This window comes from Martinezella sp. CNPSo 3795 (assembly GCF_057784475.1).
On sequence record NZ_JBXSOQ010000025.1, the window covers coordinates 1 to 21,193 of the forward strand.

Genomic DNA, 21,193 nt, shown 5'->3' on the forward strand with positions numbered 1-21,193 from the left:
TTTAGAAACGAGGGCTGGGAAAATTATCGCAAGAAACTGTTGGGTATAGTTGCCGCGCAGGGAACAGAGGCCAATCATCAAGCCGCCGCCCGGCAGGCCTATATCGGCTTGGGCGTCGCCGTCATCGCGGCAGCCTTCGAACAGGTGGACTCGACACCTATGGAAGGCTTCGACCCGGCCGCGGTCGACGAGATATTGGACCTGCGATCGAAGGGGCTGCGCAGCGTCGTCATGCTAGCGGTTGGATATCGAGCGCCAGAGGGCGATTGGCTCGTGCATCTGAAGAAGGTCCGACGAAGCCGCGATGAGTTTGTCACCGATATCGTGTGATCCAGGCATCCGCAATTGTCGTGGTGGTCTATGCTTCGGGGTGCGGCTCGATCTCGCCGCTCCTCTCATTCCCCCCGCGCAAATACCAGGTGATCAGTGCTTGCGGACATTGATAACAGAATTGTGCATCCTGCCGCTCGAGAGGTGAGGCCGCGGGCTCCAGCCGGCATACTCCGTATGAAGCGGAGCGAGGCGCCCATGGCATCCTGATGCCGTCCCGCAAGGAGCCTGGAGCCGGTGATTGAGCATGCATAGGTAAGCTGGACGAATGCCGGCGGCGCGTTGAATTGAACGCTAATGAGGCAACCGAGCGCGGATTACGTCTATGCCGGCAGGAGCCCCGTGGCTCGGTAGCTTTCGATTAAGGCGTCGAACAATGATATGTCGCAGCGGCTTCTCGCCATCAGCTGAGCTCCGGCGACCGCCGCAAAGATCGCACGTGCCCGCGCCTCGCTGTCTTCTGGGCGCGTCACGCCGGCGGCGGCGAGCGCCTTTCTGATCCAGGCCACATTGACGTCGGAGAAGGTCTGAACCTCCGCCGTCACCTCATCTGGAAGGTCATCATATTCCGCCGACATGAAGCTGCAGAGGCAAAGTCGGTTGTCGCTCTCCAGCGACCTTCGAAAGATTTTCGGATATTCCCGTAGCGCGCTGATTGGATCGGCCGCGTTTATAAGGAGGGTATCGAGCTCCCGTTCGGTATCCTCCCAGTAGCGCCGAGCAACCGCCGCACCGAGCCCCGCCTTGCTTGGGAAGTGATGATAGATGCTCGCTGCCTTGATCCCGACCTGGGCCGCGAGATCGCGGAAGTTCAGCCCGCTGTAGCCATGTGATTGAGCGATCTGCCTGGCAGCGGCCAGGATCGCTTCCTTTGAATTCGTCATCGTCATCTCAGCGGCGAGGACTGAATGGTTATTGCCCTACCAAATGTTAGATAGGGGTTGACGCACAAAAAGGAAAGGGTTTATCTCTCCCTAACGAACGTTAGGTTGGCTACGTCCGGAGCGGACGTAGCCGGAAGAGAGAGAAAGCCATGAGTGAGAACATCATCTATTCAGACGCGACCAAGCTCGCTGAGATGATCCGCAGCCGCGAGGTTTCAGCGGTTGAGGTCGTCAAGGCCCATCTGGATCGCATCCGGGCAGTTGACCCGAAGATCAATGCGATCGTCACACTCGCCGAAGATGCCTTGGAAAAGGCCGAGGCGGCGGACGCCGCGGTCCGCGCGGGTGATGAGCTCGGTGCCCTTCACGGCGTCCCCTTCACGGTCAAGGACTCGATCGATACCGCCGGCGTGGCGACGCAGCGCGGCTCGCCGATCTTCAAGGGACGCACGCCCCATGCCGACGCCACCAGCGTCGCACGCATGAAGAGGGCTGGCGGTATCCTGCTCGCCAAGACCAATCTTCCTGAATTCTCCTACTGGATCGAAAGCGACAATCTGCTTACCGGCCGCACCAACAATCCCTGGGATCTCTCGCGGACGCCGGGCGGTTCGAGCGGTGGCGAGTCGGCCGCGATTGCGGCGGGCATGTCGCCGATCGGCCTCGGCACCGATCTCGCCATCTCGGTGCGTGGACCGGCCGCCCAGACCGGTATCTCGTCCATCAAGGCAACGCACGGCCGTGTGCCGATGACCGGCATTTATCCGCGCGCGCCGCGCCGCTTCTGGCACGTAGGTCCAATGGCCCGCAGCATCCGCGACCTGGCGCTCGCCTTCTCGCAGCTTGCCGGTCCTGATGGCCATGACGCTTTCGCGACGAGCACTGTTCAATTCGACGCCGGTATCGGCCGTCAGCCCTATCGGCAGCTCCGGGTGGGTTGGCTGGTCGAACCGGGCTTCGGGCCGATCGACCCTGAAGTAGCCAAGGTGGTCGAGGCGGCCGCCGAGGCGCTCAAAGGTCTCGGGCTACATGTCGAGCCGGTGCGCATTCCCGCGCTCGAAAGGGATTTCGCGCTCGATGTCTTCAATCGTATCCACGTGATGGAGATGAAGCAGGCCTTCGCGGAGGCGACCGCCGGGCACGAAGACCAGATGTACAAGATGTCCAAGACGATGCTGTCGCTACCGGACACCTCCATGGCAGATTTCATCGAGGCCGAGCAAGCGGCCGAGCGTCTGCGCGATGGCTTCGCCGAGTATTTCCAGAAGTTCGATGCGCTGATCACGCCGGTGCTGCCGTTGCCGGCCCACAAGCACGGCCAGGAGGAGTTCGTCATCAATGGCCGGGCGGTCGACGCCACCTATCTGCAGGGTGCGACCGTGCCGCTCAACGTCACCGGCTTGCCGGGAATTTCAATGCGGTTCGGCACGAGCAGAGAAGGTCTTCCGATCAACGTCCAGATCGTCGGCAGTTGGCTGGCGGAGTCGACGATCCTGGCGGTCGCGTCCCAGCTGGAGAGCGTGAGCACCGCCAGGGATCTGCATCCAGATCTTTGATGGGTGGCGCCGGGAGCGATCAAGTTCGTGCGGCAGCGCATGTGTCGCGATATTATTTTGTCGAGAGGACCCTGCCCGTAGTCATGCCGGTGGTAAGCACCTTTGGCAACTAACCTCCGCCAGTGCCTCGAATACGGCCGGCGTGCGTTCCAGGCGTGCGATCGTTCGCGCGCCTTCGAGCGCGGCTACCAAAGCGGCCGCGGTAGAGTATGCGCGCGCGGGAGCGAAGCCACACCGCCTGAAATGCTCTGCAATAATCTCGGTCGAATCGACAAATCCGCGCGCGACCCTTTTGGTCAGCTCAGCGTCGAGCGCGGGCAGTTCATTCGCCAGATTTTGCATCAGACAGCCATATTGAAAGTCGGAGGCGACCATTTCGGCGGCGAATGTTCCGAAAATCTGGCGAACGAAATTTTCCGCATCGCCGGCCGTGTTCGCGGAGATATTTCGCAAAACCGCAATTCGGCTCGCGACGTATTGATCGATTGCTTCTTCTGCGAGCTGTGCCTTGCCGCGTGGAAAGTGAAAGTAGAACGATCCCTTAGGCGCACCGCTTTCTTCAATGATCTGGGTCAATCCAGTCGCTGTGTAACCTTGGATGCGAAACAGTCTTTGGGCCGTGGCAATCGCGTTGGCGCGGGCGTCAGTCTTGCGTGGCATGCAATAAACATAACATGGTTCGCTTGACGCCGCTATGGCGATCGCCATACTATGGTGATCGCCATAGAAAGAGGCCAGCGGATGAATCATCCCGTTCATTTCAAACTATCGATGTTCCGACGAGCCGTTTTGGCGATGGGCGCGGCCAGTCTGGTTGCCGCGTCCCTTCGATCGGCTCGCTCAAACCCCATGGGAGGAAGTGCTTTGACTACACCACCTTACGGCGGGGGAACGCTTCCCAAGGGGGTCCGCTCGCGCATGATCCACGGGGTCAACGGCCTTGATGTCCATATTCTCGAGGCCGGTTACGAAAACGCCGGCCGGCCGCTCGCGCTGCTTCTGCACGGCTTTCCGGATTTGGCTTACGGCTGGCGACATCTGATTCCGATTCTGGCTGACGCGGGGTACCATGTCGTGGCGCCCGATCAGCGGGGTTTTGGCCGCACCACCGGTTGGATGAACGGCTATGACACCCCGCTCGCGCCCTTCAGCCTCTTGAACATGACGCGCGACGCGCTCGGGCTGGTTTCGGCGCTGGGGTATCGGCGCACGACGATGCTTGTCGGGCACGACTTCGGTTCGCCCGTGGCGGCTTATTGCGCGCTCGCTCGACCTGACGTCTTTCCATCGGTGGTGCTGATGAGCGCGCCTTTCCCCGGCCCGCCGGCATTTCCGTTCAACACCGCGGAAAGCGAGGCATCGTCGCCGGTCCAATCGAACACTGACAATCAAAGGTTGGCGGCCGCGCTGGCTGCGCTCGATCCGCCCAGAGAGTATTATCAGCAATATTTGAGCACTCGGGAGGCCAATGACGACATGTGGCACCCCCCTCAAGGTCTACATGCGTTTCTTCGTACCTTTTTCTACGTCAAGAGCGCCGACTGGCCGGGAAACAAGCCGCAGCCGCTGCAGGCGCGAAGCGCCACGGAGCTTGCAAAAATGCCCACCTACTATGTCATGGATCTCGGCAAGACGATGCCCGAGACTGTCGCTCCATTCCAGCCTTCCGCTGCCGAGGTCCAAACCTGCAAATGGCTCACCGAGCCGGAACTTGACATATACACGGAGGAATATGGCCGCACCGGATTTCAGGGCGCGCTGCAGACTTATCGCGTCTATTCCGATCCTGACCTGAATGCCGAGTTGCGCCTGTTTTCGGGCAGGACGATCGATGTCCCGTCACTCTTCGTCGGCGGGAAGAGCGATTGGGGCACCTACGCGGCGCCGGGCGCGCTCGATATCATGAGGACAAAGGCAGCGACAAAGATGGCTAGCATCGAGCTGATCGACGGCGCCGGTCACTGGATCCAGCAGGAGCAGCCGGGCCGGCTGAGCGAGCTGCTGCTCGCCTTCATGAAGGAGGCGGGTGGGGCGGATCACCCTAGCGATTTCGGACTTGGCGGTCATTAGTCTGCCCGCCAATTGACGGGAAGATCACAGAGCGGTTTTATGAGTAAATTCACGTGGTCGAAAGCGACGTTTCCAACGATAATTGCCGGCGGCGCCTGCTTGCGCATCCGAAGGCGGTGAGCGTCAATAACCTTATCGCCCATTTCCAGCCACCACCCGCCGGTGGCTTGATGCAAAGGCGCCTCTAGGCTGCCGGTCAAGGAGACGGCCGGCGAGAAGCGATCCGCAGGCCTAGCAGCGGCCATCCGGATCATAGTCGGCGAGGCTCGGAGATCAGGGACGGACCTTACCGATTGGAAGAGCACCGTCCAATGGTCTCATATGGGCTGTCGTTGTGACGCATGCGCCGGAGGTCAACTAAAAGGATCTCACAGTCCACTCACAAGATTTTTATAAATTAGGCTACGCTAATTCGGCGCTCGCTATTTTCTTCCCATTTCCAGTTCCTATCTCGCACTTGCGAGATGATCGCGCATTCCAACCCGCCGGGCATGGGTACGCCCCCTGCCTGCCGTCCGGCCCATTACAAGGACTCGACAATGGGTGATTTGCTTAAAGGGATCTCCAGCTTTCGCGGTGCCGTCTTTCCCGACCATCAGGCACTTTATCGCAAGCTGGCGGAGGAGGGGCAGCAGCCGCAAGCGCTGATGATTTCCTGCGCCGACAGCCGGGTCATGCCTGAAACGATCACGCAATCCGGCCCTGGCGAACTCTTCGTTTGCCGCAATGCCGGAAACATCGTTCCTCCCTTTTCCACGGCGAATGGCGGTGTGTCCTCTGCAATAGAATATGCGGTCGTGGCACTCGGCGTTCGTGATATAATCGTTTGCGGGCATTCCGATTGCGGTGCGATGAAAGGGCTTTGCCATCCTGATCTTTTGAAACCGATGCCGAATGTCGCCGCCTGGCTGAAGCACAGTCATGCCGCCCATTCGATCGTCTGCGAAGCCTACCCCGCCGACCTGTCCGAGCGTCAAAGGGTTCGCGCCATCGCGATGGAAAACGTCGTCGTTCAGCTCGACCACTTGCGCACGCATCCTTCCGTCGCCGCCAAGCTTGCGATCAACGACATCACACTGCATGGATGGTTCTTCGATATCGAGACGGGGGAGGTGCTCGTCTATGACGGTACGGCCGCTCGCTTCACGGAAATCCTTGAGGACAGGCCATTGCCTGTCGCGGTTAAGGGTCGTGGTCGTCCGCATGTGATCCCGCAAGCCGCGGAGTAGGCCGATGATGTCAAGCTCTGCTCTTTCACGCGACCTCGCATCATCGCTCGTCGTATTCCTCGTCGCCATACCGCTCTGCCTCGGCATTGCCGTGGCTTCAGGCGTTCCGGTGGCGATGGGCCTCATTTCAGGCATTGTCGGCGGTATCGTCGTCGGCCTTTTGGCGGGATCTCCGCTTCAGGTATCAGGGCCGGCCGCTGGCCTTGCCGTGATCGTCTTCGGTTTCGTCGAGCAATATGGCATCGACATGCTCGGGCCGGTTCTCATCGTTGCGGGTTTACTGCAGGTCCTTGCCGGATTCCTGAAGATCGGCTCGTGGTTCCGGGCGATTTCACCCGCGGTCGTCCACGGCATGCTCGCCGGGATCGGCATCCTCATCATTCTTGGCCAGATCCATGTGCTGATGGGGGCAAGACCGGCTGCCGGAGGCATCGAGAACGTCACTGCCATGGAGCAAACCTTTGCTCGCGTATGGGGCGCGGGGCTGACGCGTGAAGCAGTCGCTCTCCTCGTGGGGCTGATTTCCTTGCTGGCCATGATCGCCTGGGAGAAATTCAGGCCGAAGCAACTGATGCTGATACCCGGTGCCCTGGTGGGGGTTGCGGCCGGTACGATATTGACGGTTGGCATGCAGCTGCCAATCGCAAGAGTGGAGGTGCCGTCCTCCCTTATCGAAAGCATTACACTGCCGACGCTGGATGGCTTTGCCAGGATGGTTGAGCCCGGCATCATCGTGACGACGCTGGTCATCGCGGTGATCGCCAGTGCGGAAACGCTGCTCTCATCCGCCGCCGTCGATCGCATGCATGATGGCGTGCGGACCCGCTTCAACAAGGAGCTGTTTGCGCAGGGTATCGGCAACGGGCTTTGCGGTCTGCTTGGTGCGCTGCCCATCACCGGTGTCATCGTCAGGTCGTCCGCCAATATTCAGGCTGGCGCACGCTCGCGGGCGTCGGCCGTGCTGCATGGTGTTTGGATCCTCGGGCTGGTGGCGTTTCTGCCGCAGCTCCTCGCAATGGTGCCGCTGACGGCGCTTGCCGCGGTGCTGCTGGTGACAGGATGGCGGCTGATCAGTCTTCATCATGTCCGGCATCTCTTCGATCATCACGGCTGGGTCCCTGTCGGGATCTGGACCGCTACGGTCGCGATGGTGGTACTTCAGGACCTGCTCGTGGGCGTGGCACTCGGCCTTGCGCTGTCCATATTGGAAATCCTTCCATATCTGCGTCGCAAGCTCGCCATCGACAGATTGGAAGAGGATGAAACCATCCATCTCGACCTCGTGGGCGTGGCGACATGCAAGGATGTTCCCGCCCTGCTCAATATGCTGGAAACGCTTCCCGAGGGTCGCAAGATCAGGATTGCCGGCACGCGCCTGCACTACCTTGATCATACAAGCGCCGAAACCCTGCGCGAATGGCTCAAACGGCAGAAGAAATCCGGGCGTCTGGTGGAAATCGAGCATCCACCGGTCGGCCGCCATCGGCGGCTGACGCCAATCTTTGAAACACTAGCGCGGGAGGTTGCCTGATCGGTGAAGAACTCACCGGCTACCTAGCGATAATATGCTTGCCCCGCTTGTCGGGGCAAGACCAACAGCAAAACATACAAATGCCCGTTAAGGGAGGTGCGAGAAAAAGCCAAACCACGTACCCGTAGTGATTTGAATTATACTACCTAAAATTGCGTGAGATTGATTCATTTTGGAACATAAGCTGAGGTGGCGAGCCCTGTCTTTTGGGGCAAAACGCATTTCATCAAGCCGCGGCTTTCGAGAAAAGCGTGACTTTGCCCATCGAAGCTAGGGATCAAACATCCAATCTTCAGTAGGCGGCGAGCAAGTTTGACCCAAAATCGGGCTCGACGCCGAGCAGCGGCGCGGCGTGGCTGATGATGTCATGGACCATGGGTGCCGCCGTGTTGGTCGCGAAGGTCAGATTGTGTTCGCCCGTCAGAGGCTGGTCGACGAAGGCCAGCACTACGTATTTCGGGTTATTCATTGGGAACGCCGCCAGGAACGAATTGAAGCTGAGCTTGTGCGAATAAACGCCGTGAATGACCTTGTTTGCGGTGCCCGTCTTTCCGCCGACATGGTAGCCGGGGACGTCGGCAGGTTTGCCAGACCCTTGCTCACCGTTCAGCTGGAAGAGGTAGCGGATCGTGTCGCTGGTACTCTTCTTGACGATCATCGTCTCGGTCTTCTCCGCCTCTTCCTGTGTGCGCGGGAGAAAGGAGGGTTCGATCAGCTTGCCGCCGTCAATGAGGGCTGCGCCAGCGACGGCAGTCTGCATCGGCGTGGTGGCAACGCCGTGGCCAAAGGCAATGGTCATGGAGTTGAGCTTCTTCCAAACCTTTGGCTGGCTGGGCGCCTTCACCTCGGGCAGTTCGGTCTGCATCTTCGTCAACAGCCCGAAGCGGGTCAGATAGCTCTTCTGGATGGTCATGCCCACCTTATCCATCATCTTCGCCGTGCCGATGTTGGACGAATAGCGGAAGATTTCCGGGATCGACAGGACACGCCGCGGCACGTCGCGGTCGTCATGGATGGTGAAGCCGCCGTAATGTAGAGGGGCGCTGGCGTCGAAGGTATCCGTCAGCTTGACCATGCCCGTATCGATGGCCATCGCGATCGAGAAGGTCTTGAACACCGAGCCCATCTCGTCGGTGCCGTTCGACATGCGGTTCAGCCAGCCTTTGACATCAGCCTGCGGATCGTTCGGATCGAAATCGGGGGCCGAGGCCATGGCCAGGACTTCGCCCGTGTGAATGTCGAGGATGACGGCGCCGGCCGCCTGGCTCTGGTATCGTCCGATCGCATCCGACACCACGTCATGCACAATGTTCTGGACACGAAGATCGATCGAAAGCCGCACCGGCTCCAATTGGTCGCGGCTCGTCAGGCCCGTGGAAGCGAGATCCGACAGGCCCTGCATGTCGAGATATTTCTCCATGCCGGCGACGCCGTGATTGTCGATATCGACATAGCCGAGAATATGTGCGGCTGTTCGCCCGCCCGGATAGAAACGCTTGACCTCAGGCCGAAACCCGATCGCCGGAATGCCGAGCGCCAGGATTTCGCTCTGTTCCTTCGGCGTCAGCTGCCGGCGCAGCCAGGCAAAATGCGAGCGGCGGTCAGCAAGCTTCTTATAAAGAGATTTGCGATCGATATCGGGAAAGATCGAGGCGATTTTTTCCACTGCCTCGTCCGGATCGATCACGCGGTTGGGCTCGGCAAACATCGAGACTGTGCGAATATCGGTTGCGAGCAATTCGCCGTTTCTGTCGACGATATCCGGGCGCGCGGCGCTGACATGATCCGGCGGAATCGCCGACGTGTCGGTCCTCGGCTCCATATCGAAATAGGTAAGCCTGGCAAAGATCGCCACATAGCAGACGAGCAGCCCACCCGCGAGCATCATGATGCGAGCTTTGGCGAGTTTGGCTTTGCCCGTTGCGCGTACTGGCGGGCGTTCGCGTCCGCCCGGACCAAAGGTGATTCTGATGAGGCGACCGCTATTTGCGCCGAGGGCGTGGATGATCGACATGAACGATTTATTCGCAAAACAGGGGAAGGCGGACGTGCCTCTGGATCAACAATCTCTAAGCTCAAGATGGTTAACAGGGGCCTAATTATAAGTTTTTCTTACTAACGTTGTGTTTGAGGCACACCTCGCGCGTTGCGCGTATGACGGTTGCGGACGAGATAGTCTTGCCTGACTATGTTCGCGCCAAAACTCTTTGGACGTGGTTCAGAGCGAGAGCTGCTCGGCACCCTGAGCTCGAGCCAGAGCCTCGAGTTCCTCATAAAGCGATTCCGCAAAGCTGCGCAGCACAGTCAGCTCGAAATCGTTCATGCCGATGCGCGTGAGCTGCACGGAGATATGACCGAAAAGCGTCATGGCACTGCGCCCCTCCGGGAAGCTCGATGGATGCAGATCGACGGCCGTACCTTTGTTGAGTATCCGGGGCACGTCCCGGCCCGAAACGAGGAGGCGGATACGGCCGTGGCTTTGGTCGCAGATGAAGGCGCGGCCGGCGAGGGCATCGGCGAGAGCCCGCCTTTGGGATTGAACGAGCTGCTCGTTACCGGCGATGAACCATTGCCGGTATCCCGCCGGGCGTACGGAACTCCGCTTGAGGCCGGCCACAGGAAGATGGGCCAAAAGCTCTTCGCTCGTAGTCGTGCCCAGCACATGCAGGAGATGTCCCTCAGGCAGGGCTTCAAGCCGGATGGTCTCGCTTTGCAGGACGGTCTTTCCGGCAAGGACCGGCTTTGATATCGGCAAATCAGGCATGGAGTTTCTCATTCTGCGGGTCGAGGAAGACCGGGCTGCAGATCATTGCATCCGTGTATTCGTTTCTAAGCCCGTTCCAGACGACGACCTTCTCGCCGATGCGCTCCGCTCCATTCTTGATGAGAGCGAGCCCGATCGTATGGCCGAGGCTGGGGGAAAAGGCGCTCGATGTCACATAGCCTTGGTCGTTTTCGAGTGTCGCCGCCGCACCGTCCGCGAGGATATGGGCGCCGGTACGGAAGCTTGTTGCCGGGTCCACCGGTTTGACACCGACGAGGCGAGGCCGATCGGCGGCCTGGAGACCCTCGCGCGCGAGCATCGCCTTGCCGATGAAATCAGGCTTCGCCGCCGAAACCATGCGGGCAAAGCCAAGATCGCCTGGTGTTACCGTGCCGTTGATCTCGGCATGGGTGACATGACCCTTCTCGATACGCAGGACGCCAAGCGCTTCGGCGCCATAGGCGCAAATTTCATGTTTTTGACCCGCCTCCATGATGGCATCGGCGACGAATTCGCCATAGGCCGCCGGCACGCCGAGCTCGTAGGCGAGCTCGCCGGAAAAAGATATGCGGAAGAGGCGACCCTCAAGCTTGCCGCCGAACAATGAGACTGCGCGCGCGCTCATGAACGGGAAGGCGGTGTTGGAAATGTCCTCGTCGACGATCTCGGAGAGGATCGACCGCGATTTCGGTCCGGCGACCGCCATCTGGGCCCATTGATCGGTTGACGACGCGAAATAGACCTCCAGCTCGGGCCAGAGCGTCTGGGCACAGAACTCCAAGTGGGTGAGCACGCCGGCGGCAAGCGCTGTCGTCGTGGTCATGAAAAAATGGTCTTTGCTCAACCGGCTGGTGGTGCCGTCATCATAGATCATGCCGTCTTCGCGCAGCATGATGCCGTAGCGCGCCTTGCCGACGGAAAGCTTGGCGAAACCGTTGCAATAGATACGGTCGAGGAAGGTGGCGGCATCCTTGCCGAAGATCTCGATCTTGCCGAGTGTGGAGACATCGCAGATGCCGGCATTTTTTCGGATGTTCAGCACTTCGCGATCGACGCTTTCGCGCCAGGTTTTTTCACCCTCGCGCGGAAACCAGGAGGAGCGATACCAAAGGCCGGTCTCCACGAAGATCGCGCCATTCTTCTTTGCCCACTGGTGTAAAGGGGATTTGCGCGCGGGCTGGAAGTGCTTGCCGCGCGAGGCGCCCGTCAGCACCCCGAAAGAGACCGGCGTATAGAAGGGACGAAACGTCGTGGTGCCGACCTCGGCCGGCGAGACGCCGCGGGCCTCGGCCAGGATGCCGATGGCATTGATGTTGGAAAGCTTGCCTTGGTCGGTCGCCATGCCGTTGGTCGTATAGCGCTTGGCAAGCTCGACATCGCCATAACCTTCACGAACGGCAAGGCCGAGATCCTTGAGGTGCACGTCGTTTTGATAGTCGACGAAGGCCTTGCCCTTGCCACCTTTGACAAACCAGAGCGGCTTGGCAGCAGGCGGTGCTTCCTCCATTGACGCAAAGGCCGGGACGATCTTGCCAAGGCCGATTGCTTCCAGCGCCTCGGCGGCTTTCATTGCCCCGTCGCCAAGGCAGCTATCGGTGGAGGCAAGGCCGGCTGCGGAGCCGGCAATCAGCAAGCCATCCTGTCTTTCAGGGGCCAGGAAGGCTGCACACTTTTCCGACCAGGTCGGCTTTGCACCGCGATGGCAGGCAAGGTGAACGATCGGGCTCCAGCCGCCGGACATGGCAAGCGCGTCGGCTTCGATTTCCCGGCTACCGGAGGAGCTCGCCACGGTCACACGGCGCAGCTGCTTGCCGCCATGCGCGTCGATGACGCGAGCGCCGGCCAAGACTTGTGCCTTGCCGTTCCAGAGATCGTTGCCATCGGCGCGACTATCGACGATGGCAGCAACCTCGACGCCCGCTGCCTCGAGCTCGGCGGCGGCGCGGTAGCCGGAACTGTTGGTCGTGAAGACTACCGTGCGCTTGCCAGGCGCAACCGCCTGCCGATTCAGATAGCTGCGCATTGCGCCTGATATCATCACGCCCGGCATGTCGTTGCCGCCGAAGACGATTGGCCGCTCTTCCGCTCCGGTCGCGAGGATCGCCTGCTTGGCGATGATGCGCCACAGGCGCTCGACCGGCCGTCGCGGATCAGGCGTCGCCACATGCTTCTGAACGCGTTCGACCGCCCCGAAGACATTGTCGTCGTACCAGCCGATAACTGTCGTTCGCGGCAGGCACTGCACGTTCGACAGGCTTTCGAGCTCATTGATCATGCTTTCGAGCGTCGGATTCTTCTCTGCGAGCAAACCGCCGCCGAGGGCGAAGCCTTCGTCTGCAAGAACCACCCGCGCTCCGGCGCGTCCCGCCGTCAGCGCCGCGGCAAAACCTGTGGGTCCGGCGCCGATCACGAGCAGATCGCAATGCGCCCAGCATTTTTCATAGGAATCGGGATCCGCCTCATAGGATGCCTTGCCGAGACCGGCGGCCTTGCGGATCAGCGGTTCGTAGACCTTCTCCCAGAAGGCGGCCGGCCACATGAAGGTCTTGTAGTAGAAGCCGGCGCTGAGGAAAGGCGACAACAAGCCGTTGACGGCGCCGATATCGAAGCCAAGCGACGGCCAGCGATTCTGACTGCGCGCCGTGAGCCCATCGTAAAGCTCGATCATCGTGGCACGGGTATTGGCTTCAGTTCGTCCGCCCGTGCCGGTCGTGACAAGGGCATTGGGCTCGGCGGCACCCGCCGTCAGGATGCCGCGCGGGCGATGATATTTGAAGCTGCGGCCGACAAGCTGGATACCATTGGCGAGCAGGGCGGAGGCAAGCGTGTCGCCGGGATGGCCCGTCAGATCCCGGCCGTCGAAGCTGAAGGCGAGGGTCTTCGAACGATCGATCAGGCCGCCGGAGGAAAGACGATAGCTGCTCATGCGCCCCCTCCAAGCTTGGCAAGTGCCGCGTCGGTGACGCCATGGACCTTGTGGGTAACAGTGTCGCGCTCGACGATCAACCAGCGGCGGCAACCGGATGAGTGATGCCAATACTCCTTGTGAAGCCCCTTCGGATTGTCGCGCAGATAGACGTAATCGTACCAGTCTTCCGCGCTGGCGTCGGCTTTGGGGCGGCTGAGGTTCGCGTCGCCCTTGATGGTGAACTCTTCCTTGGGCCGGGCGCCGCAGTGAGGGCAGGAAATCAGGCTTGCCATGTCGTCATGTCCTCAATGCAGGTTCGGCTGGGCGCCGACGCCTTTTTCATCAATCTGATAGCCGCGCCGAAAGCGATCGAGGCGCAACTGCATTGCTGTCTCATGCGGCTCGTTGCGGGCGATAAGATGCGCGTAGCAATAGCCCGACGCCGGCGTGGCCTTGAAACCGCCGTAGCACCAGCCGGCGTTCAGATAGAGGTTGTCGATATGCGTCCGGTCGATGATTGGAGAGCCATCCATGCTCATGTCCATGACGCCACCCCAGCTGCGCAGGTAGCGCACGCGCGTCAGCGCCGGGATCATCGCCACACCGGCTTCGGCGACATGTTCGACGGTCGCGAGATTGCCGCGCTGGGCGTAGGAATTGTATCCGTCGATATCGCCGCCGAAGACGAGACCGCCCTTGTCGGACTGCGAGACATAGAAATGGCCGGCGCCGAAGGTGACGACGCAATCGATGAACGGCTTCAGGCCTTCCGAGACGAAGGCCTGCAGCACATGGCTCTCGATCGGCAAGCGCAGACCCGCCATGTCGGCGACCACCGTGGAATTGCCCGCGGCCGCGAGCGCCAGCTTGCCGCAACCGATGTAGCCCTTCGTGGTCTCGACGCCAAGGACCCGGCCATTGTCGGAACGAATGCCAGTCACTTCGCAGCCGGTGATGATGTCGACGCCACGGCTGTCGGCGCCGCGGGCATAGCCCCAGGCGACTGCGTCATGGCGCACCGTGCCGCCGCGCGCCTGCAACAGGCCACCCATAATCGGGAAGCGGGCGTTTTCGAAATCCAGGAAGGGCAGCTTTTTGCGAACCGCTTCGCGATCGAGCAATTCCGCGTCGACGCCGTGCAGGCGCATGGCGTTGCCGCGACGGGTATAGGCGTCGCGTTGAGCATCCGAATGAAATAGATTGAGAACGCCGCGCTGCGAGACCATGGCGTTGAAATTGAAATCCTGCTCCAGCCCTTCCCAGAGTTTCATCGAGAGCTCGTAGAACGGATTGTTGCCGGGCAGCAGGTAGTTCGAACGGATGATCGTGGTGTTGCGGCCGATATTACCCGAGCCGAGATAGCCCTTTTCCAGAACGGCGACGTTGGTGATGCCGAAGGTCTTGGCCAGATAATAGGCTGTCGCCAGCCCATGGCCTCCGCCACCGACGATGATGACATCATAATGTTGCTTCGGTTGCGGCTGGCGCCAGGCGGGCGCCCAGCCGGTATTGCCGCGAAGACCGTTGAGGAAAACAGAAAAAGCCGAATAGCGCATGGTTCGATCCGCTGTGAATTGCGTTCATGATGACAGAGTGGCAAATGCCAACTTGCCCAATTAGGACCTCTTTCGATAGAAAAGGGACATGGCGCTAATCGATGTAAGAAATAGTCAGGCCATCGGCTTCGTCCTGATCCCGGGATTCGCGCTGATGTCCTATGCTTCCGCGAGCGAGCCGTTGCGCGCCGCGAATCTTTTGGCCGGACGTGAAATCTATCGATTGTCGATTTTTTCGCCGGATGGCACCCCGGCGGTATCCTCTGGTGGTGTACCGGTACCGGCCGACCCTCTCCCGGGTCGCGGATCCGGCCTCGGCACGGTCTTCGTCTGCGCCGGCGGCTCGCCGCGCGATTGGCACTACCCTTCGGTTCTCGCCTGCCTCCGCCAGCTCGCACGTGAGGGCGTTCGCATCGGTGGCATCTCGGGCGGCCCCTATCTGCTCGCAGCGGCCGGCCTTCTGACCGAGCGCGATTTCACCATTCATTGGGAGCATGCGCCGGCCTTGCTCGAAGCCTTTCCAGCACTTGCGCCGCGCCAGGCACGCTTCGTCATCGATGGCAATCGCATCACCTGCGGCGGTGGCATCGCGCCGCTGGACATGATGCATGTGCTGATATCAGAGCACATGGGCGCCGATTTCGCCCGGCGCATCAGCGACTGGTATCTGCACACCGAAGTCGGCGAGCCAGCGGCGCCGCAACGCGGTTCGCTCGCAGAACGCTACGGCGTTCACCATCCGGGCCTGCTCAGCGTTCTTGCAAAAATGGAGGAAACGATCGAGATGCCGCTCGACCGTACGGCCATGGCACGCATTGCCGGCGTCACGCCGCGTCATCTTGACCGGCTGTTTGCTAGTCATCTCGGCTCGACATTCCTAGATCAATATCGGCTGATACGCCTGCGGCATGCCCGGCGGCTTCTGGAGCAAAGTCCGCTTTCGATTTCCGAAATCGCCATCGCCACCGGCTTTTCCAGCGGCGCGCATTTCTCCAGAGCCTATCGCTCGCTTTATGGCATGGCACCCCGCGAAACCCGCCGCGACTGATTTTCGTCGTAGTTGAGAAAATTTCACTGGGAGGATAGAGTTCTTCCCAGCAAGCCCTGCCGGTAAAAAGGATACGGAATGAAAATCAAGGCAGACACTGTATCGGCCGACGACCAATCCCATGCTGGTCGGTCGGCCTTCTCCCAAAATCCGCATGCGGTGCGCGAGCCGAAGGAAAACAATCTCGAAATGGCGATCGGCCACGAGGTTCGCGCCTATCGCAAGAAGCTCGGCATCACCGTGACGGATCTCGCCGCCGCGACGGGGATCTCGCTCGGCATGCTGTCGAAGATCGAGAACGGCAATATCTCGCCGTCGCTGACGACGCTGCAATCGCTGTCGCGCGCGCTCGGCGTGCCGCTGACCGCCTTCTTCCGTCGTTACGAAGAGCCGCGCAACGCCGTCTTCGTCAAGGCCGGCCAGGGCGTCGAGCTGGAACGCCGTGGCACGCGCGCCGGCCATCAGTACAATTTGCTTGGCCATATCGACAACAATTCGAGCGGCGTCATCGTCGAGCCCTATCTCATCACGCTGACGGCGGATTCCGATGTCTTCCCGACGTTCCAGCATGAGGGCATGGAGTTCCTTTATATGCTCGAGGGCGAGGTCATGTACCGCCACAGCGACCAGCTTTATCCCATGCAGCCCGGCGATAGCCTCTTCTTCGATGCTGATGCGCCGCATGGCCCAGAGGTGCTGGTGAAACTGCCGGCAAAATACCTGTCGATCATCAGCTATCCGCAGCGAGGCAAGACCGACTGACTTGCCTTAAAAGAAAAAATTATTCTTTTGAGTTGAAAAACCGCAACGGACCTGATAGCCATTTTTGCAGATGCGAAACGGAGGCTTTGGGCATGTGCGGAATTGTCGGTCTTTTCTTGAAGGATAAGGCGCTTGAGCCGAAACTCGGCGCGCTTCTGTCTTCCATGTTGATCACGATGACCGATCGCGGACCTGATAGTGCGGGTATCGCGATCTACGGCAACGATAATGGCAGCTCGGCCAAGATTACCGTTCAGTCACCTGATCCGGTCAAGGATTTCGACGGATTGGAATATGAGCTGAGGCGGGCGCTCGACATTCCCGTGGCCGTGGCGGTTAAGAGCACGCATGCCGTCATCACCCTTTCCAAGGACAAGCTTGAAGAGGGCAGGGTGGCACTGGCGGGTCTGCGCCCGAATATCCGGGTCATGAGCAGTGGCGATACCGTCGAGATCTACAAGGAGGTCGGCCTGCCGAAGGATGTGGTCTCGCGCTTCGGCGTCACCGCCATGTCAGGCACGCACGGCATCGGCCATACGCGCATGGCGACGGAATCGGCCGTCACGACGCTCGGCGCTCATCCCTTCTCCACCGGCTCGGACCAGTGCCTGGTTCACAACGGTTCGCTATCGAACCACAACAACCTGCGGCGCGAGCTGAAGCGCGAGGGCATGACCTTCGAGACGGAAAACGATACCGAGGTCGCGGCCGCCTATCTGACGGCCGAGATGGCCAAGGGCAAGGATCTCGGGGCGGCGCTCGAAAGCGCGGTCGACGATCTCGACGGCTTCTTCACCTTCGTCGTCGGTACCAAGTCCGGCTTCGGCGTCGTTCGCGACCCCATCGCCTGCAAGCCGGCGGTCATGGCCGAGACGGACCAGTATGTCGCCTTCGGCTCCGAATATCGTGCACTCGTCAATCTACCGGGCATCGAGGATGCCCGCATCTGGGAGCCGGAGCCGGCGACCGTCTATTTCTGGGATCACGAAAAAGCTGCCTGATCAGAAGCGCCGTAATCGAGAGAGATCTTACATGCCAGTTTTCGACCTATCCGTCACGCCGCTGCGCGAACTCAATAGCGCCCTTCATGGCCTCGCCGCCGGCGCCAACGATACGGCTTTCGAAGTCGTCAATCCGCGCGGCCATCATGCTGTTGCCGCAGGTATCGACGCGCCCGTCACTGTCGATATCAAGGGCTCCGTCGGCTATTACTGCGCCGGCATGAATGATGGCGGCAACGTCACCATCCACGGTTCGGCCGGCCCAGGCGTTGCGGAAAACATGATGTCCGGCACCGTCGTCATCGAAGGCGATGCCAGCCAGTATGCCGGGGCGACCGGGCAGGGTGGCCTGCTTGTCATCAAGGGCAATGCCGCCTCACGCTGCGGCATCTCGATGAAGGGCATTGATATCGTCGTCTACGGCAATATCGGCCATATGTCGGCCTTCATGGGACAGTCAGGCCATCTGGTCGTGCTCGGTGACGCCGGCGATGCGCTGGGGGACAGCCTCTACGAGGCCAAGCTCTTCGTCCGCGGTTCGGTGAAAAGCCTCGGCTCCGATTGCATCGAAAAGGAGATGCGCCCGGAACACCTGCAGAAGCTCTCCGAGCTTCTGGAAAAGGCCGGCGTGCGCGGCGTCAGGCCGGAGGAATTCAAGCGCTATGGATCGGCGCGCAAGCTCTATAATTTCAATATCGACAATGCCGACGCGTACTAAGGCGAAGGGGACCTCATGAGCTACCACAATCCGCACACGCCGCCTCGCAAGTCCGCTACCTTCGACGATCATACGCTCGCCGAAATCCGCCGCGCGGCGGCGACGGGCATTTATGACATTCGCGGTGCCGGCACCAAGCGCAAGGTGCCGCATTTCGACGACCTGTTGTTCCTCGGTGCCTCGATCTCGCGCTATCCGCTCGAAGGTTATCGCGAGAAGTGCGATACGACCGTCGTCCTCGGCAGCCGTTTCGCCAAGAAGCCGATCACGCTGAAGACCCCGATCACTATTGCCGGCATGAGCTTCGGCGCGCTTTCCGGCAATGCCAAGGAAGCACTTGGCCGCGGCGCTACGATCGCAGGCACGTCGACGACGACAGGCGACGGCGGCATGACGGACGAGGAGCGCGGCCATTCGCAGACGCTGGTCTATCAGTACCTCCCGTCGCGCTACGGTATGAACCCTAGGGATCTGCGCCGCGCCGATGCGATCGAAGTCGTTGTGGGCCAAGGCGCCAAGCCCGGCGGCGGCGGCATGCTGCTCGGCCAGAAGATTTCCGATCGCGTCGCCAATATGCGCAATCTTCCCAAGGGTATCGATCAGCGTTCGGCCTGCCGCCATCCGGATTGGACCGGTCCGGACGATCTCGAAATCAAGATCATGGAGCTGCGCGAGATCACCGATTGGGAAAAGCCGATCTACGTGAAGGTCGGCGGTGCGCGCCCTTATTACGATACGGCTCTTGCGGTCAAGGCCGGTGCCGACGTCGTCGTGCTTGACGGCATGCAAGGCGGCACGGCCGCGACCCAGGATGTCTTCATCGAGAATGTCGGCATGCCGACGCTTGCCTGTATCCGCCCCGCAGTCCAGGCACTGCAGGATCTCGGCATGCATCGCAAGGTACAGCTCATCATTTCAGGCGGCATTCGTTCCGGGGCCGATGTGGCGAAGGCGCTGGCGCTCGGCGCCGACGCCGTTGCCATCGGTACGGCGGCGCTGGTTGCGATCGGCGACAACGATCCCAAATGGGAAGAAGAGTATCAGAAGCTAGGCACGACGGCCGGCGCCTATGACGACTGGCACGAGGGCAAGGACCCGGCCGGCATCACGACGCAGGATCCGGAGCTCGCAAGCCGGCTCGACCCGATTGCAGCCGGCCGGCGGCTCGCCAATTATCTCAAGGTGATGACGCTGGAGGCGCAGACGATCGCGCGTGCTTGCGGCAAAAATCACCTGCACAACCTGGAGCCGGAGGATCTCTGTGCGCTGACGATGGAGGCCGCCGCCATGGCGCAGATTCCGCTCGCCGGCACCAATTGGTACCCGGGCAAGGGAGGCTTTTAAGATACGGGCCGGGCCGAGAGGTCCGGCCGCTGCATGCATCATCGAAGTGTCTCGAAGAAATCCAAAGGGGAACGAGAATGACACTGGATCTTGCTGCCTTTGCAAAGGACAAAGGCATCAAATATTTCATGATCAGCTATACGGATCTTTTTTCCGGCCAGCGTGCCAAGCTGGTGCCGGCGCAGGCGATTGCCGGGATGCAGGAGGAGGGTGCCGGCTTTGCCGGTTTTGCCACCTGGCTCGACATGACGCCCGCCCATCCGGATCTTTTTGCCGTGCCCGATGCTTCCTCCGTTATCCAGCTCCCGTGGAAGAAGGATGTTGCCTGGGTCGCGGCCGATTGCATGATGGAGGGTGAGCTGGTCGCCCAGGCGCCGCGCAACGTGCTGAAGAAGCTCGTGAAGGAAGCGGAAGCCGCAGGCAAGCGCGTCAAGACCGGCGTCGAAGCCGAATTCTTTCTGATCACCGCCGATGGCGCCAAGATATCGGATGAATACGACACGGCTGAAAAGCCCTGCTATGACCAGCAGGCTGTCATGCGGCGATATGACGTCATCTCCGAGATCTGCGACTATATGCTGGAGCTTGGCTGGGGCGCCTATCAGAACGACCATGAGGATGCCAACGGCCAGTTCGAGATGAACTGGGAATTCGACGACGCCCTGAAGACGGCGGACAAGCACTCCTTCTTCAAGTTCATGGTCAAATCGATCGCCGAAAAGCATGGCCTCAGGGCGACATTCATGCCGAAGCCTTTCAAGGGGCTGACGGGCAACGGCTGCCATTGCCATATCTCCGTCTGGGATAATGACGGCAGGATCAATGTCTTTGCCGACAGAGAGGCCGAATTCGGCCTGTCGGCCGAGGGCAAGCATTTCCTCGGTGGCATCATGAAGCATGCCTCGTCGCTGGCGGCCATCACCAATCCCACCGTTAATTCCTACAAGCGCATCAATGCGCCGCGCACCACGTCGGGTGCCACCTGGTCTCCCAATACCGTGACATGGACCGGCAACAACCGCACCCATATGGTGCGCGTGCCTGGTCCCGGCCGCTTCGAGCTGCGCCTGCCCGATGGTGCCGTCAATCCCTACCTGCTGCAGGCCGTCATCATCGCTGCCGGCCTCGATGGCCTACGCAGCATGGCCGATCCGGGGCCTCATCACGATATCGACATGTATGCGGAGGGTCATCTCGTGAAGAATGCGCCGCGACTGCCGCTCAATCTGCTCGATGCGCTGCGTGCCTATGACGAGGACGAGGGGCTGAAGCAGGCGATCGGTTCGGAATTCTCCGAAGCCTATCTGAAGCTCAAGCATCAGGAGTGGAACGCCTACTGCTCGCACTTCACGCAGTGGGAGCGCGACAGCACGCTCGATATCTGAGTGCGTGGCGGCAAGATGCCCTTCAGGGCTCAGGCGCCGGGGTGCATTCCCCCGGCGCGACAGCGGAATTTTGGCCGCGGACGGCGGAGGAAGATCAGCATGACGAG

Annotated in this window: 18 protein-coding genes; 11 read left to right on the forward strand and 7 right to left on the reverse strand. The window is 60.6% G+C overall.

The window, feature by feature from the left end; translation table 11 throughout:
• Window positions 1-330 (forward strand): nitroreductase family protein (locus tag AC13QY_RS31715; RefSeq protein ID WP_488494555.1); only part of this gene is annotated, 330 nt, incomplete at its 5' end.
• A gap of 323 nt (window positions 331-653) precedes the next feature.
• Here AC13QY_RS31715 and AC13QY_RS31720 read toward each other — a convergent pair.
• On the reverse strand, window positions 654-1,214 hold the full coding sequence (locus AC13QY_RS31720; RefSeq protein WP_162749484.1) for a TetR/AcrR family transcriptional regulator: 561 nt from the start codon (window positions 1,212-1,214) through the stop codon (window positions 654-656).
• A gap of 149 nt (window positions 1,215-1,363) precedes the next feature.
• On the opposite strand from AC13QY_RS31720, the gene AC13QY_RS31725 reads away from it, so the two are divergent.
• Window positions 1,364-2,770: an amidase gene (locus AC13QY_RS31725; protein WP_488494556.1), complete on the forward strand. Its 1,407-nt coding sequence runs from the start codon at window positions 1,364-1,366 to the stop codon at window positions 2,768-2,770.
• 81 nt (window positions 2,771-2,851) lie between these two features.
• On the opposite strand, the gene AC13QY_RS31730 is transcribed toward AC13QY_RS31725, so the two are convergent.
• Window positions 2,852-3,430 (reverse strand): TetR/AcrR family transcriptional regulator, encoded by a 579-nt coding sequence (locus AC13QY_RS31730; RefSeq protein ID WP_488494566.1) that lies wholly within the window; start codon window positions 3,428-3,430, stop codon window positions 2,852-2,854.
• Window positions 3,431-3,634: 204 nt separating this feature from the next.
• Between AC13QY_RS31730 and AC13QY_RS31735 the strand changes: the two genes are divergently transcribed.
• The 3 genes from AC13QY_RS31735 (at window position 3,635) to AC13QY_RS31745 (ending at window position 7,600) form a co-directional block, all read left to right on the forward strand.
• On the forward strand, window positions 3,635-4,840 hold the full coding sequence (locus AC13QY_RS31735) for an alpha/beta fold hydrolase (protein WP_488494557.1): 1,206 nt from the start codon (window positions 3,635-3,637) through the stop codon (window positions 4,838-4,840).
• A gap of 539 nt (window positions 4,841-5,379) precedes the next feature.
• Complete coding sequence (locus AC13QY_RS31740) at window positions 5,380-6,069, forward strand: carbonic anhydrase (RefSeq protein ID WP_113395667.1); 690 nt, start codon at window positions 5,380-5,382, stop codon at window positions 6,067-6,069.
• Window positions 6,070-6,073: 4 nt separating this feature from the next.
• On the forward strand, window positions 6,074-7,600 hold the full coding sequence (locus tag AC13QY_RS31745; RefSeq protein WP_488494558.1) for a SulP family inorganic anion transporter: 1,527 nt from the start codon (window positions 6,074-6,076) through the stop codon (window positions 7,598-7,600).
• Between the two features lie 292 nt (window positions 7,601-7,892).
• On the opposite strand, the gene AC13QY_RS31750 is transcribed toward AC13QY_RS31745, so the two are convergent.
• The 5 genes from AC13QY_RS31750 to AC13QY_RS31770 form a co-directional block, all read right to left on the reverse strand.
• The gene (locus AC13QY_RS31750; RefSeq protein WP_488494559.1) at window positions 7,893-9,614 is read right to left on the reverse strand and encodes a peptidoglycan D,D-transpeptidase FtsI family protein; all 1,722 of its coding nucleotides are present in this window, start codon (window positions 9,612-9,614) and stop codon (window positions 7,893-7,895) included.
• 204 nt (window positions 9,615-9,818) lie between these two features.
• Window positions 9,819-10,364: a sarcosine oxidase subunit gamma family protein gene (locus tag AC13QY_RS31755; RefSeq protein ID WP_113333322.1), complete on the reverse strand. Its 546-nt coding sequence runs from the start codon at window positions 10,362-10,364 to the stop codon at window positions 9,819-9,821.
• Window positions 10,357-13,290, reverse strand: coding sequence for a sarcosine oxidase subunit alpha family protein (locus AC13QY_RS31760; protein WP_488494560.1), 2,934 nt, complete (start codon window positions 13,288-13,290; stop codon window positions 10,357-10,359). The genes AC13QY_RS31755 and AC13QY_RS31760 overlap by 8 nt, the downstream gene beginning before the upstream one ends.
• Window positions 13,287-13,565 (reverse strand): sarcosine oxidase subunit delta, encoded by a 279-nt coding sequence (locus AC13QY_RS31765; RefSeq protein ID WP_488494561.1) that lies wholly within the window; start codon window positions 13,563-13,565, stop codon window positions 13,287-13,289. The genes AC13QY_RS31760 and AC13QY_RS31765 overlap by 4 nt, the downstream gene beginning before the upstream one ends.
• Before the next feature lie 12 nt (window positions 13,566-13,577).
• Entirely contained in the window at window positions 13,578-14,828 is a 1,251-nt protein-coding gene (locus AC13QY_RS31770) for a sarcosine oxidase subunit beta family protein (protein ID WP_488494562.1), read from the reverse strand.
• An 88-nt stretch (window positions 14,829-14,916) separates the two neighbouring features.
• Between AC13QY_RS31770 and AC13QY_RS31775 the strand changes: the two genes are divergently transcribed.
• From AC13QY_RS31775 to glnT, 6 genes are all read left to right on the forward strand, one after another.
• Window positions 14,917-15,876 (forward strand): GlxA family transcriptional regulator, encoded by a 960-nt coding sequence (locus tag AC13QY_RS31775; protein ID WP_488494563.1) that lies wholly within the window; start codon window positions 14,917-14,919, stop codon window positions 15,874-15,876.
• Between the two features lie 78 nt (window positions 15,877-15,954).
• Window positions 15,955-16,638 carry a helix-turn-helix domain-containing protein gene (locus tag AC13QY_RS31780; protein ID WP_488494564.1) on the forward strand — a complete coding sequence of 228 codons (684 nt, stop codon included), beginning with the start codon at window positions 15,955-15,957 and terminating at the stop codon, window positions 16,636-16,638.
• 92 nt (window positions 16,639-16,730) lie between these two features.
• Window positions 16,731-17,639 (forward strand): class II glutamine amidotransferase, encoded by a 909-nt coding sequence (locus tag AC13QY_RS31785; protein WP_269244187.1) that lies wholly within the window; start codon window positions 16,731-16,733, stop codon window positions 17,637-17,639.
• 31 nt (window positions 17,640-17,670) lie between these two features.
• A complete protein-coding gene (locus tag AC13QY_RS31790) occupies window positions 17,671-18,357 on the forward strand; it encodes a protein GlxC (protein ID WP_488494565.1) in 687 nt (228 codons plus the stop codon).
• Between the two features lie 15 nt (window positions 18,358-18,372).
• On the forward strand, window positions 18,373-19,701 hold the full coding sequence (locus tag AC13QY_RS31795) for an FMN-binding glutamate synthase family protein (protein ID WP_112724650.1): 1,329 nt from the start codon (window positions 18,373-18,375) through the stop codon (window positions 19,699-19,701).
• 77 nt (window positions 19,702-19,778) lie between these two features.
• Window positions 19,779-21,086: a type III glutamate--ammonia ligase gene (glnT, locus tag AC13QY_RS31800; protein WP_069614851.1), complete on the forward strand. Its 1,308-nt coding sequence runs from the start codon at window positions 19,779-19,781 to the stop codon at window positions 21,084-21,086.
• The last annotated feature ends 107 nt before the right edge of the window (window positions 21,087-21,193 follow it).